The sequence below is a fragment of the Nitrospira sp. genome, from assembly GCA_015709715.1.
Lineage (GTDB): Bacteria > Nitrospirota > Nitrospiria > Nitrospirales > Nitrospiraceae > Nitrospira_A.
In genome coordinates this window covers 366,039-379,269 of the sequence record CP054184.1, presented here as the reverse complement: position 1 = coordinate 379,269, position 13,231 = coordinate 366,039, and the positions used below count along the sequence as shown (strand labels likewise).

Sequence of the window (13,231 nt, the reverse complement as noted above, 5' to 3'; positions counted from 1 at the left end):
ACTTTGACTCTTCACGCTTAGCCGAAGGACGAGACATGGCCATACCAGATCGACATGGGCGGTTCGGTCCCTACGGGGGACGCTATGTCCCCGAGACTCTCATGCCGGCCCTGCTGGAGTTGGAGGAGCGTTATCACAGCGCGCGCCGTGATAAACGGTTCCAGGCTGAATTCGCGCATTATCTGAAAGAATACGTGGGACGCCCCACGCCCCTGTATTTCGCACAACGTCTGACGAAGCGGTTGGGCGGAGCCAAGATTTACCTGAAGCGTGAAGACCTCTGCCACACCGGCGCTCACAAGATCAACAATGCCATCGGTCAGGCCCTCTTGGCGCGTCGCATGAACAAGCCCCGCATCATCGCCGAAACGGGCGCGGGGCAACATGGCGTCGCGACGGCGACGGTGGCGGCCATGTTCGGCCTGCAATGCGAAATCTACATGGGCACGGAGGACATGCAGCGGCAGGCGCTGAACGTCTTTCGCATGCGGCTGTTGGGTGCCACGGTCACCGGAGTGAATGCCGGCAGTCGCACCTTGAAGGATGCCATCAGCGAGGCCATGCGTGATTGGACGACCAACGTCCGAACGACCCATTATGTGTTGGGGTCCGTGCTCGGCGCGCATCCCTACCCCATGATGATCCGCGATTTTCAGTCTGTGATCGGGCGCGAGGCCCGCAAACAAATCCTGGCTTTGGAAGGGCGATTACCGGATTGTTTGGTGGCCTGCGTCGGCGGCGGGAGCAACGCCATGGGGCTGTTCCATGCCTTCGTGCCGGACAAGAAGGTCAAGTTGATCGGGGTCGAGGCCGGCGGGCTTGGCATCGAAAGCGGCAAACATGCCGCGCGTTTCGCCGGCGGCCGACCCGGTGTGCTGCAAGGCACCATGACCTATCTCCTCCAAGACGAAAACGGCCAGGTCAACCTGACCCATTCCGTTTCAGCGGGGCTGGACTATGCCGCGGTCGGGCCGGAGCACAGTTACTACAAAGACACCGATCGCGCCCAGTACACGTCCGTGACCGACGATGAGGCCTTGGCGGCCTTCGACCTCCTGACGCGCGAGGAGGGCATCATGCCGGCGCTGGAGAGCGCCCATGCCATTGCCGAGGTCGTGAAGCGCGCGCCGACTATGAAGAAGAACCACATTTTGATCGTCAATCTGTCCGGTCGCGGCGACAAGGATGTGCAGCAGGTGGCCAGAATCAAAGGGGTGACCTTGTGAACTCGGCGCAGCAGGGACGTCGTTCGCGACCATTGGGCAAAGAGCATGAGGCGGCGGTGAATCGTTTGGATGCGTGCTTCACTCGCTTGAAAGGGCAGGGCGAAAAGGCCCTCATCACCTATGTCATGGCCGGCGATCCGTCGCTTCAGGAAACCGAGCAGGTGGTGTTGGCGCTTGAGCGCGGCGGGGCCGACATCATCGAACTCGGCGTGCCGTTTTCGGATCCGATCGCCGACGGTCCGGTGATTCAAGCGGCTGCCGAGCGAGGTCTGCGCAGCGGAACCACGTTGCGTGGGATCCTGGAGGCGGTGCGGCGACTGCGGACCTCCACGCAGATCCCGATCGTGCTGATGGCCTACTACAACACCATCCATGCCTTCGGTGAAGCGGAGTTCTGCCGGCAGGCAGTCGAAGCGGGAGTGGATGGGCTGATCGTGCCGGACATGCCGCCCGACGAAGCGGGCCCGCTCCGTGGTCCTGCGACGGCGGCCGGTTTGCATTTGATTTTTTTGTTGGCGCCGACCAGCACGGTCTCCAGGCGTGCGTATGTAGCCAAGGAATCGGGCGGATTTGTCTATTATGTTTCCCTTACCGGCATCACCGGGGCTAAACTGAACGATATGGCAGGGGTGCGCGACAACGTCGCGAAGATCAGAAAGCAGACGAAGACGCCTGTTGCTGTGGGGTTTGGTGTGGCGACTCCCGACGATGCCGCGCGGGTGGCCGAAGCGGCCGACGGGGTGATCGTCGGCAGCGCCATCGTGCGTCGCGTGGAGGAGCATGGGCAGGACGGCCGGCTTGTCGAAGAAGTCGGCGCATTCGTTCGCTCCCTCAAGACCGCCATGCAACCGGCCTAACGTCGCGGTTGCGTGCCGCGTTCCCGCTTTCATCGACCGCACAGGCCCATATCGATGTGCCGGTCACTCCATTCGCGATAACCAATCGTCTGAAGCATCCCTGCCCTGTCATCGTTCACGACCTATTGAGGAGATGCCATGGCTGTGACTCGTTCGAAGATCCGACGCTCACCCCGCAAGAGCCTATCCGTCGCAACGGCAATCGTTCGAGGTGGAAAAGCCCCGTCTCGCCGCTCAAAATCCGGCGAGGGCGATCGCATGATCCGCACGCTGCAGCAACGGCTTCTCGGCATCGTCAGCGGCTCTGAAGAAGAAGGACGGTCGCCCGTCGTTGTGGCGGCCGGTTTCGTCCAAGCCTTTCGACAACTGACGAAAACAGCGGCGGTTGCCATCTACCTGCGCGACGAGCAGACGCGCGAGATGATCTGTTTGGCGGAAGCAGGCGGGTCCGATGCCTCGGCGACCCCGGAGTGGCAGGAACTTCTGGCCAAGGCGGAACAGGACGTCCGTGTCGCCTGCGGCGAACTGCGGGCCTTTCGCCTGCATCGGATCGGACGGTTGGAGGGGTTGGTGGTGATAAGCCTAGCCGGTCTCGACCGCCGGGCTGCGCGGGTCATCGGGACGGTGGTCGGGGCGGTTGAGCCCTGGTTGGCCGTGGCACTGGATCATGCCCGGCTTACGCGCAAGTACGCCGCCAAGATTCTCAGGATTCAAAACATGGAACAGGTCAGCGACCTGTTGAATTCCTCGCTCCCGGAATCGGACAAGTTGCGGCATGCATTGGAGGCCGCGGTACGCCTCGTCGAGGCAGAGGCGGGGGCATTGTTCTTGGCGGGCGACGATGGGACGCTCACGCTCTGCGCAATGGGAGGGGAGCGGGGAGCAGCGGGCTTGATGCTGCAATCGCCCAGTGCCGTAGAGGTGTTTCGAAAGGGGCAACCGCTTCTGCTCAAGCAGGAGAACTTGGCGCCTTGGGTGTCGGCGCCGCAGGGATGGCAATCCGTGTTTCCAGTGACGTCCCTGGTGTCGGTGCCGATTCGAGCCGGGAGCCGATCCGTAGGTGTGCTTGAGGTCGCCAACCGGCGCAGCGGCAAACCCTTCAGCAACTGGGATGTGCTGGAGCTGGCCAGCCTCTCGAATCAGTTCGGGCTGGCGATCGATAACCTTCGGAGAAGCCGGTAAAACGGCGACGAGGGCGGAAAGAAGAATCAGCGTTTTTCCGGCGGCATGTACTTGATCATGTCGGAGGCCAGCTTGGTGGCGAGGTCCCGCATGTCGGGTCGAATGAACAGGTAGCTTTCCTGGACCTGATGCCGAGCTTTCCAGACGATGGCGCCGTTCACGGCATCCACCAACCGCATGCTCAGCCCAACCCGCGCGATGTTGTCCCCCTCTTCTCTCGTATACTCCCAGGCATTCACCTTCACCACCAGGAGGGAATCTGCTCCCAGGGCGTGCCCGATCTTGATAGCGGAGGCCTTGTCGGATTGGCCGGTGGTTTCCATCCTGGAAAAATAGGTGACGAGGGCATCGAAGGCATCCTTCGTCGTCTGAAAGGTGTCGGTGACTTGATCGGGCGGGACGACCTTTTCCACCCGTCGGCTCTTGATCAAGACCTTTGCCACCACTTCTTCTACGTCTTCTCGCGCACTGTCGTAGTTGCCTGAAATCGGCAGAATGGCCATGGTTTTGGGATAAAACCCACGGGCTGCGGGGCCTTCCCACATTTCCTGCAAACCGCCGCACCCGGTAACCAGTGTGGATAGTAACAGGAGAAAGCAGGTCGTGATCCTGAGGCTGGAGCGTCTCGTCATGGTCGTAAGAAAAGTCTATCAGATCCTCAGCCTGTGCGGACGCTCAGAAGGTCAACGCGATGGACCCTGATGCCAGGGCGGCTTGGTCCCTGAAATCATACCCGCCGGCAATATCGATGCGCAAGGCAAGGACGCGAAGCCCGAAGCCCGCCGTGGGGATAAAGGGGGTCTTGGCATCCTGCATATTCTTAAAGGCGCCGAGTCGGAACGACAGGAGTTCCGACAGAATCGTCTGTTCCGCGCCCAGGCTCAGCAATTGGTTTTGGAGTCCCGGCACGAGCGTATTGTTTTTCGTGATGTCGACATCCGCCGTCAGTGTCAGGGAGTTGTAAGGATTGACGGCGATGCCGGTGCGGACCTGCGGCAGCAGCTTGAACTTGTCGCCGTTCGGCGCATCGAAGGTGGGGGCGTTGATGTCTTTGGCGACGATGCCCATCCGCAACCACGAGGAGGGACGGAACATGGCGCCCACGTCCACGGCGAGGGCGGTGGAGATCTTCGCGCGGCCGATATCTTCGAAGACGCGCACGTCGTCGCTGGCGCCTCGAATATTCGTAGCACCCGAATAGGCCGCACCTTGAATCACCTTGCCGGTCACGCCGATGGAAAACATGCGATCCAGGAAGGCATAGGCATAGGAGAGCGCCGCCTGCCTGGCTTCCAAGCCGTTCATCGCCAACTGGCCGTTCACGCTGAGGTTGGCGCCGTTGTTCGTAAATCCGACCGGCCCCCGCAGGAAGGCGCCGCCGGTCGCCACGTCCGAGACACTGAATCCTAAGGCATGTTCCCCGAAGTTGCCCTTGACGTAGAATCCCCCGGACCCGGTCGCGGTCAGGTTGGTGCCCGGACGGTTGATGCGGTCGATCACCTGTTGCAGCCGGGCGATATTGCCTGCTGAGGTATCGTTCAGGTTCAGATTGTTGATGTCTTTCATCGCGTCGAACACGTCGCCGCGGTCGACGACCTGCCCCCCGCCCTGGAAGCGGATGTCGAATTTCTTGTTCATGGTCATGCCGGCGGGATTCCAGTAGGTGGCGAGGGAGTCGGTGGTGGTGGCCACACCGGCTCCGCCCATCCCCATCTGTCGCGATCCCACGAAGACAAATTCCACGGCCATCGCTTCGAGCGGCGCGAGGAGCGCCACACACAGCGCAAAAATTCGTACAGCCAGCACGCCGGCAGCCATCTTTTTCGTTCGGATTGCCCGAGGTGTCATCGCTGCGTCAGTCTACGAAAAGGCGTCGAAGCCGTCAAGAATTCACCGTGGCCTGCGCGGGCCTATGCCGGGACGATCATGCCGTCCTGCATGGAAATGATGCGGTCCGCCTGCGATGACAGTTTGTCGTTGTGCGTGACGATGACGAAGGTGGTGCCGCGTGAACGATTCAGTTGACGCAGGAGGGCGAACAACGCGTCTCCCGTATGGGTATCGAGGTTGCCTGTCGGTTCGTCGGCCAACACCAGGTCCGGTTGCTGCATCAAGGCTCTGGCGACCGACACCCGCTGTTGTTCCCCGCCGGACAGTTCACCAGGTTTGTGGTGGAGGCGTTCGCCCAATCCCACTTCGCGCAGCAGCTTTGTCGCGTCACCGGCGACATCCGCCAGGTCGCGTTTCTGAATCATGGCCGGGAGGCAAGCATTCTCCAGCGCCGTGAATTCCGGAAGCAGATGGTGAAACTGGAAGACAAACCCCACGCGGCGGTTCCGAAAATCGGCCTGTTGTTGCTCATTCAGTTGAAACAGATCCTGGCCGTCGAAGGTGACCGTGCCGCTGGTCGGCCGGTCCAGCGTGCCGAGGATCTGGAGCAGGGTGCTCTTCCCGGCACCGGATGCTCCGACGATGGCGATCATCTCACCCCGTTGGATGCGCAGGTTGATGTTGTTGAGCACCACCAACTCCTGCCCCCCCATCGGAAAGGATTTATAGAGTCCGACGACGTCGATCATGGCTGGATTTGATTACTCATACCGCAAGGCCGCCGCCGGATCGAGTTTGGCGGCTTGGAGTGAGGGGTAGAGTGTCGCGGCGAAACTGATCAGGATGGCCGATCCCGCCACCAAGGCCACATCCGACCCCAAGACATGGACCGGGATCCGGGAGATGTAATAGACGGTCGGGTCGAAGGTCCAAAAGGTCTGGATGAGCCAGAGAAACGCGTATCCTAGCGGCACGCCGATCGCGGCGCCGGAGCAGCCGATGATCAGCCCATTCAACATGAAGATCCGCATGATGCCCTTGCGGGTCGCTCCCATCGCTTTGAGGATCGCAATTTCCCGCTGCTTTTCCGTGACGATCATCGTGAGGGTGCTGACGATATTGAAGGAGGCGACGATCGTGATCAGCACCAGGAGCAGGAACATCATGGTCTTCTCCAGCTTGAGGGCGGAGAACAGGTTGCGGTTCATCTGCATCCAATCTCTGGCCCAGAACGAGAAGCCCAGCGTCTGTTCGATGGAGCGGGCGATATCGCCGGCGCGGAAGACATCGGTCACCTTGACCTCGATACCGGTCACGCTGGTGCCCATGTTGAAAAACTTCTGGGCTTCCCCCAATTCGATATAAGCCAGGGAAGAGTCGTATTCATACATGCCCGATTGAAAGATGCCTACGACCACGAAGGGCCGGATCTTCGGCGTCATGCTGGCCCCGGTGATCGGACCGACGGGGGAGACGACGTTCAGGCTGTCGCCGGGAAAGACCCCGAGCCGCATCGACAGTTCCTTGCCGAGTATGATGCCGGGCCGCATGGCGCTGTCTGGCCCGTTCGGTTCGCGCTCCTTCTCGGGAATCGCGACCTTCACGGGCTGCTTCAAATCGTCGAGATTGCCCGTTACGAGGTTCTTGGCCAGTTCCGTGACCTGGCCTTCCCTGGCCGGGTCGATGCCACGCAGGATGATGCCCTGTACGCCGGATGAGGAGGTCAGCAGCACCTGCCGGAAGATAAAGGGCGTGGCGGCGACCACCTCCGGAACTCCTGCGACCTTCTTGACCTGCTCCTCGTACTCCACCATCGAATCCTTCATGCGATCGTTGACGAGGATGTGGGCCGTGGTGCCGAGGATCTTCGCTTGGATGTCCTCCTTGAAGCCGGTCATGATGCCGACCGTGCCGATCAGCGCCGCCACGCCGAGCGTGATGCCGACGATGGAGACGATCGTATTGAAGGAGATGGTGCGGTTGCGCCGCTTGGCCCGCAAGTACCGGAGACCGATGAAAATTTCGTAGGGCAGAGCCATCGCTATTTTTCAGGCCTCAGCTGGGGAAAGAGCACGACATCGCGGATCGAGGCCTGATTCGTGAAGAGCATCACCAGTCGGTCGATGCCGATCCCTTCGCCCGCGGTCGGCGGCATGCCGTATTCCAACGCCCGCAGGAAATCCTCATCCACGCGGTGGGCTTCCTCGTCACCGGCGGCATGTTGGGCCGCCTGCGCTTCGAACCGTTCTCGCTGATCGAGCGGATCGTTCAACTCGGAGAAGGCGTTGGCGATCTCGCGTCCTGCAATATAAAGCTCGAATCGATCGGTCAGGGAGGGATCGGAATCCTTCCGGCGTGCGAGGGGAGAGATCTCGATCGGGTAGTCGGTGATGAAGGTCGGCTGTTGGAGGCGAGGCTCCACCGTTTCCTCGAAAATCTCGTTCAGAATGTTGACCAGCGAGGCCTTGGGATCGACCTCGACCCCGAGTCGTTTGGCGGCCGCCAGGGCTTCATCGCGATTCTTCAACACGGAAGGCGGAAGGGCGTTTACCTCCAAGATGGCCTGGTGGTAAGACCACCGTCGCCAGGGCGCCGCCAGCTCGATGTGTGTGCCTTGGTACTCAACGGTGGTGGTGCCGAGCACGGTGTTCGCCAAGGTGGCGAAGAGTTCTTCCGTGAGGATGATGAGGTCCTGATAGTCCGCATAGGAGACATAGAACTCCAGCATCGTAAACTCGGGATTGTGAATCGTCGAAATGCCCTCATTCCTGAAATTCCGGTTGATCTCGAACACCCGCGGGAACCCGCCGACGATGAGCCGTTTCAAATACAGCTCCGGCGCGATGCGCAGGTAGAGGTCGGTGCTCAGGGCGTTGTGGTGGGTCACGAAGGGCTTGGCCGCCGCCCCGCCGGGAATGGGATGCATCATCGGGGTTTCCACCTCGAGGAACCCGCGTTCGATCAGAAAGGCGCGTATGCCGGCGATGATGCGGCTCCGTAAGGCGAAAATCTGGTGGACCTGCGGGTTGGCGATGAGGTCGACGTACCGTTGCCGGTAGCGGGTCTCTACATCCGTCAGGCCATGCCACTTCTCCGGCAGGGGCCGAAGGGCCTTGCTGAGGAAGGTGAGCGTCTTGGCCTCGACCGTAAACTCATTGGTTTTGGTCCGGAAGAGGATCCCGGTCACCCCGATCCAGTCGCCAAGGTCGAGTCCTTCCGCAACGCGATGGGCCTGCTCCCCGAGCGTGTCCTTTTTGAGATAGACCTGTAGGCGATCCGCACCATCTTGCAGCACGGCGAAGGCGGCCTTGCCGAAACGGCGCAATCCGACGATGCGGCCCGCAATGGTGCAGGCGACCTGCTCTTGCTCGAGGACCTCCTTGGGTTTCTCACTGTGCCAGCGGATCAGTTGCCCCGCACGATCTTTCACCTCGAAACGTGTTCCGTAGGGAGAGACACCGAGTTCGCGCAGCTGATCGAGTTTCTTGATACGTTGTTGCCGTTGATCGTTCGCGTCATCCATCGTAGGGGTCTCTCGTCGTTACAGGTCGTCGTCCTTGACGCCGACCGCCTCCGGCGCCTTGCCGCCGGTCAGTTTGCGTTTCAAGTAGGCTTCGATGAAGCCGTCCAACTCGCCGTCCATCACCGCGTTGACCTGGCCGACTTCGTAGCCGGTGCGGTGGTCCTTCACCATTTGATAGGGCTGAAACACGTAGGACCGGATTTGGCTGCCCCAGGCGATGTCCTTTTTTTCACCGACGATGGCGTTGAACTCGGCCTCTTTCTTTCGCTGCTCCACCTCGAACAGGCGGGCCTTCAGGATCTTCATGGCGCCGTTGCGGTTCTGGAGCTGCGAACGTTCATTCTGACATTGCACGACGATTCCGGTGGGAATGTGCGTGATGCGGATCGCCGTCTCCACCTTGTTGACGTTCTGTCCCCCTGCGCCGCCGGCACGGAAGGTATCGACGCGAAGGTCCTTGTCCTCCACCACCACTTCCACGTCATCGTCGAGCTCGGGGTAGACGAAGACCGAGGCGAAGGACGTATGGCGTCGCTTGTTCGCATCGAAGGGAGAAATCCGGACGAGACGATGCACGCCGGCCTCGGCCTTCAGATAGCCGTAGGCGTAGGGGCCCGTCACGGACAGGGTGGCGCTCTTGATGCCCGCTTCGTCACCGGCCAAGAAATCCAGCGTGTCGACCTTGAAGCCCTTTTGTTCGGCCCAGCGCACATACATGCGCAACAGCATTTGGGCCCAGTCTTGCGATTCCGTGCCTCCGGCACCGGGGTGGACGGAAAAGATGGCATTATTACCGTCCAGCTCTCCCGAGAACAGGAATTCGATGCGCAGCTGGGCGACGGCCTTTTCGAATTGATCGAGTTCGCTCGCCAGTTCCTGTTCGAGGCCGGGGTCTGCCGATTCCAGGGCCAGCTCCAACATCGCTTCGAGGTCGACCTGACGGCGTTCCGTCTCTCGCCAACGAGTCAACTCGCGGTCGAGCGTGGCCTTACGGCGGTTCACCTTGGCGGCAGCCTGTGTGTTTTTCCAGAAATCCGGTTCGGCGGTTTTTGCGTCGAGATCGTTGAGCTCAGCCGTCATCCGAGCCAGGTCAAAGATGCCCCCGTAGTTCGGCGAGTTGTTCCGCAAGGGCGCGCACACGGGCACGGGCATCATCCAACATGGCTGTTCCTTTCCTCTCAGGCTGGTCGACCGGCTGGGGAGCCACCGGCAGGTTCTGTGTTCTGCGAGAAGTACCCGGTCAGGTACAAAAGTGCGGTGAGTATAACACAGCCGTACGCGAAGAGATCACCGTATTGCGCGTAAAAGGTTCGTTGGGGGCTGAGCATGATCGTGTCCTTGAGCGCCGTCTGCGTGAAGATGGACGATTGTTGCGTCACGCGACCGTAGGGATCGATAAACCCCGAGATGCCGGTATTCGCGGCCCGCGCGAAGGCCATGCGATTTTCCACCGCGCGCAGCACCACCATGCCGAAATGTTGGTAGGGTGCCGAGGAGGGGCCGAACCAAGCGTCGTTGGTGACGGTGACCATGAAATCCGCACCGTTCGCCGCGAATTGCCGCACCAAGTTGGGGAAGATCACCTCGTAACAGATCACGACGCCGAACTTTACATGAAAGTCCGGCGCGGTGGCGGCGGCCGCCATGGGAGGCACCTTTTCCCGTGGCTTGAACATCAGAAGAGTCGGTCCCGGCCCGGCCTCGAAGTCCCCGATCCCCTCCACTAGTTTGTCCAAAAAGAAGAGGAGGGAATTGTGAAAGGGGATGTATTCGCCGAAGGGCACGAGGTGTTGTTTGTCGTAGCGGCCGAGGATTTGGCCCTCCGTCGCGAGCAGGTACGCGCTGTTCAGCAGAAACGGTCGACCATCGGGGTACCGCCGCAGGGCTGGGCTGCCGAAGAGCAGCGGCGCATCGGCCTGTTGCGCCATGTCGCTTACGATGGCTCGATACTGGGGCTCCAATTCAAAGACAAAGGGGGTGGCGGCCTCAGGCCAGACGATGAGATCCACGTCGGGTCCCAGGTCGGCCGTCAGGCGTGCGAATCGCCCCATGGTTTCCTGCCGGAACGCCACGTCCCACTTCTGGGCCTGCTCGACGTTCGGTTGCACCACCCCCACGGAAAGGGTGCGCACCGGCACCTGGTCGGCGGCGGAGAGCAGGGTGACACCGTAAAAGAGCGCCATGCCGACGCCTGCGACGGCGGCGGCGGCGGACGGCCAGGGAAACGAATGGCGTTGGAACCCCCGATAGGCCTTGATGCTCCACAGAATGGTTTCCGCGAGCGCCGCGTTCACCAAGACCAAGAGGAACGAGACCCCGTACACGCCGAAGTGGTCCGCCAACTGAATGATGGAGAGCGTCTGGTATTGCGAATAGCCGAAGAGCACCCACGGGAGGCCGGTGAGGACGTAGGTGCGAATCAGTTCCAAGCTGACCCACAGGAACGGGGCGGGCAGGAATCCCAACGTGGGGAAGGCCGACCTGATCCAGCAGAGTCCCGCTGCATAGATCGCCAGATAGAGGCCCAGGTAGACGGTGAGCAACAACATGACCAGGATGGCGATGGGCAGCGGCACCTTCCCGTAGAGGTTCATGGCCGTGATGACCCAGAACATCGAGCCCGTGAAGGCCAGGGTTCCGGCGATCCAGCCCAGCCGAAAGGCGCGGCCGGGCGAGACATATTCGACGGCGAGGTGAAGGGGAACCAGGGCCAGCCAGGCGAGCGCGCCGAGATCGAACGCGGGGAACGAAAGTGGATAAAGAAAACCGCTCGCGCAGGCAAGGAGGATGAGGCGTGCGCGGGAGATGGTCATCAACCGGTAACTTAACCAAAGACCCGAATGGATTCAACCGGGGCGGCCAACGCGCCTCGGTCGGAGCCACATGCGAATGCCGTTTTTCGGCCGTAACGTCACCATGACGTCCGGCTCAACGTGCTCCTGCGCCAGTTGAGGATCGTAGCGGCGCCCGATCAGCGCCAACAACAGTTGCGCTTCCACCGTCGCAAAGTGCGTTCCCACGCAGGCCCGCGGCCCGGCACCGAATGGGAGGTAGGCGCCGCGGACAGGCGGTCGTGTGCCATCCAACCATCGTTCCGGCATGAATCGGTTGGGGGCCTGCCAAAAGGCCGGATGTCGGTGGAGGTTGTACGTGCAGACGAGGACCACGGCGCCCGCCGGGAGAGGCAGGCCGCAGACTGACGTCGCCGTCGCCGCCTTGCGTTGGACCGCGGGGACCGGCGGATACAGCCGGAGCGATTCGTCGAAGACGGCGCGGGTGTAGGCGAGGGAAGGGAGGTCGTCAGCGGTCGGCAGTCGCCCTTGCAGCACGCGGTCCACTTCCTCGTGGAAGCGTGCCTTTGCCGCGGGGTGAGTCGCGAGCAGGTACCAGGTCCAGGCGAGCGCATTGGCAGTGGTCTCGTGTCCGGCGGCGAAGATCGTCAGTGCTTCATCCCGCAGCTCCCGATCGCTGAGCCTGGCGTCGGTCTCCTCGTCGCGAGCCCGGAGGAGTAAGTCCAGGAGATCGTCATGCGTTGCCCCGCTTCGACGCCGTTCAGCGAGCAAACCATAGATCAATTGGTCGAGGAATCGGATGGCGGCATGAAATGCACGATTGCGCGGGGTCGGCAGCCAAAGGGGGAGTTGGAGCGGGTTGTGGAATGAGTCGAATGCATACTTCAAGCTCACGCGCAGCGCATGGCTGATTTGGTCGGTGTGGGTCGCTACGCTGGTGTGAAACATCGTCTGTGAAATCACTTCCAGAGCCAGCTGCATCATTTCCACCGCGATATCGACCGGTTGTTCCTCTCGGGCCGCCCAGTCGGCGAGCCGCTGCTCCCCGACCTGCACCATCCGATCGGCCACCGCCGCCATGCGGTGGCGGTGAAAAACAGGCTGAATGATGCGTCGGTGTCGCTTCCACACTTCTCCGGAACTGGTCACCAGTCCGTTACCCAGGACCAGCGCGAGGCCGGTGGGGCGCCCGTGCTCGTAGACCTTCACGAACCGGTCGGATTGCTGGACGAGCACCTCCTCGGCCAGGTCGGGATGGCTGAAGAGGTACAGGGACGTGGGCCCAAGCCGAAAGCGGAGTGCATCGCCCTGCTGCTGCCACCATTCCGTCATCATCCCCAGCGGCCGCTGCTTGAACGCCCACAGGTGGCCGAAGAGGGGCAGGCCTCTCGGAACATCGGTCAGGTTGAAGGGCTTGGTGAGACCGACGTCGTGCATGGGCGCGCATAGTACAAACTTTTATGTGAAGAGTGGTAGGGCCAAGGCGCATTCTTTCATCCAGGGCCATGTAGGATCGGGCGACTGCGAGGCCGCGCCCCGCCTCGCTTTTCACCGTATTGACCGCATTTTTTGAGCGGCGTACACTGATCAAAGAAGGTCATACCACGTACACTTGGTGGTGCTATGGTCTTGTGTCATGAAGAGACCAGCTGCTGTGACCAAGCCGGGTCTGCCCCTTTCTCCCGCTCGACTCTTCATTCCGGCCGTCTACTGATCGTTTCGAACACAACCAAGGAGGGACGCTCCATGGAAAGACTTCGGTGTCTGTATGTCGTCTCTTGTGTCAACGCACGGTTCGCACGTTTCCCTCGTGACGAATAA

11 protein-coding genes are annotated in these 13,231 nt (G+C 61.2%); 3 read left to right on the top strand and 8 right to left on the bottom strand.

Translation table 11 applies throughout. The features are described from left to right. The first annotated feature begins 35 nt into the window (after positions 1–35). The 3 genes from trpB (at position 36) to HRU82_01775 (ending at position 3,265) form a co-directional block, all read left to right on the top strand. Complete coding sequence (gene trpB, locus HRU82_01785) at positions 36–1,226, top strand: tryptophan synthase subunit beta (GenBank protein ID QOJ33754.1); 1,191 nt, start codon at positions 36–38, stop codon at positions 1,224–1,226. Positions 1,227–1,282: 56 nt separating this feature from the next. After that, positions 1,283–2,083, top strand: a complete 801-nt coding sequence (locus tag HRU82_01780) for a tryptophan synthase subunit alpha (GenBank protein ID QOJ37077.1) — start codon at positions 1,283–1,285, stop codon at positions 2,081–2,083. 138 nt (positions 2,084–2,221) lie between these two features. Next, on the top strand, positions 2,222–3,265 hold the full coding sequence (locus HRU82_01775) for a GAF domain-containing protein (GenBank protein ID QOJ33753.1): 1,044 nt from the start codon (positions 2,222–2,224) through the stop codon (positions 3,263–3,265). Between the two features lie 26 nt (positions 3,266–3,291). Here the strand turns inward: HRU82_01775 and HRU82_01770 are convergent, their stop codons facing one another. From HRU82_01770 to HRU82_01735, 8 genes are all read right to left on the bottom strand, one after another. Next, the gene (locus HRU82_01770) at positions 3,292–3,768 is read right to left on the bottom strand and encodes a hypothetical protein (protein ID QOJ33752.1); all 477 of its coding nucleotides are present in this window, start codon (positions 3,766–3,768) and stop codon (positions 3,292–3,294) included. 172 nt (positions 3,769–3,940) lie between these two features. Continuing rightward, complete coding sequence (gene traF / locus HRU82_01765; GenBank protein QOJ33751.1) at positions 3,941–5,113, bottom strand: conjugal transfer protein TraF; 1,173 nt, start codon at positions 5,111–5,113, stop codon at positions 3,941–3,943. 62 nt (positions 5,114–5,175) lie between these two features. Next, positions 5,176–5,844, bottom strand: a complete 669-nt coding sequence (locus HRU82_01760; protein ID QOJ33750.1) for an ABC transporter ATP-binding protein — start codon at positions 5,842–5,844, stop codon at positions 5,176–5,178. Between the two features lie 12 nt (positions 5,845–5,856). Then, positions 5,857–7,134 carry a lipoprotein-releasing ABC transporter permease subunit gene (locus HRU82_01755; GenBank protein QOJ33749.1) on the bottom strand — a complete coding sequence of 426 codons (1,278 nt, stop codon included), beginning with the start codon at positions 7,132–7,134 and terminating at the stop codon, positions 5,857–5,859. A 2-nt stretch (positions 7,135–7,136) separates the two neighbouring features. Beyond that, positions 7,137–8,618: a lysine--tRNA ligase gene (gene lysS / locus HRU82_01750; GenBank protein QOJ33748.1), complete on the bottom strand. Its 1,482-nt coding sequence runs from the start codon at positions 8,616–8,618 to the stop codon at positions 7,137–7,139. A gap of 18 nt (positions 8,619–8,636) precedes the next feature. Beyond that, positions 8,637–9,780 (bottom strand): peptide chain release factor 2 gene (locus HRU82_01745; protein QOJ33747.1). Its coding sequence is split into 2 segments (ribosomal slippage): positions 8,637–9,722 and positions 9,724–9,780, totalling 1,143 coding nucleotides; the frame shifts between segments, so codons are not numbered across the junction. A gap of 16 nt (positions 9,781–9,796) precedes the next feature. Further along, positions 9,797–11,431, bottom strand: a complete 1,635-nt coding sequence (gene lnt / locus HRU82_01740) for an apolipoprotein N-acyltransferase (protein ID QOJ33746.1) — start codon at positions 11,429–11,431, stop codon at positions 9,797–9,799. Positions 11,432–11,464: 33 nt separating this feature from the next. Further along, positions 11,465–12,847: a cytochrome P450 gene (locus HRU82_01735; protein QOJ33745.1), complete on the bottom strand. Its 1,383-nt coding sequence runs from the start codon at positions 12,845–12,847 to the stop codon at positions 11,465–11,467. Positions 12,848–13,231 lie beyond the last annotated feature (384 nt).

What these genes read in the sequence shown, in the direction of transcription:
- trpB (QOJ33754.1), top strand. Translation starts at nt 36, where the DNA reads ATGGCCATACCAGATCGACATGGGCGGTTCGGTCCCTACGGGGGACGC.
- traF (QOJ33751.1), bottom strand. Translation starts at nt 5,113, where the DNA reads ATGACACCTCGGGCAATCCGAACGAAAAAGATGGCTGCCGGCGTGCTG.
- HRU82_01760 (QOJ33750.1), bottom strand. Translation starts at nt 5,844, where the DNA reads ATGATCGACGTCGTCGGACTCTATAAATCCTTTCCGATGGGGGGGCAG.
- lnt (QOJ33746.1), bottom strand. Translation starts at nt 11,431, where the DNA reads ATGACCATCTCCCGCGCACGCCTCATCCTCCTTGCCTGCGCGAGCGGT.
- HRU82_01735 (QOJ33745.1), bottom strand. Translation starts at nt 12,847, where the DNA reads ATGCACGACGTCGGTCTCACCAAGCCCTTCAACCTGACCGATGTTCCG.
- lysS (QOJ33748.1), bottom strand. Translation starts at nt 8,618, where the DNA reads ATGGATGACGCGAACGATCAACGGCAACAACGTATCAAGAAACTCGAT.
- HRU82_01770 (QOJ33752.1), bottom strand. Translation starts at nt 3,768, where the DNA reads ATGGCCATTCTGCCGATTTCAGGCAACTACGACAGTGCGCGAGAAGAC.
- HRU82_01775 (QOJ33753.1), top strand. Translation starts at nt 2,222, where the DNA reads ATGGCTGTGACTCGTTCGAAGATCCGACGCTCACCCCGCAAGAGCCTA.
- HRU82_01755 (QOJ33749.1), bottom strand. Translation starts at nt 7,134, where the DNA reads ATGGCTCTGCCCTACGAAATTTTCATCGGTCTCCGGTACTTGCGGGCC.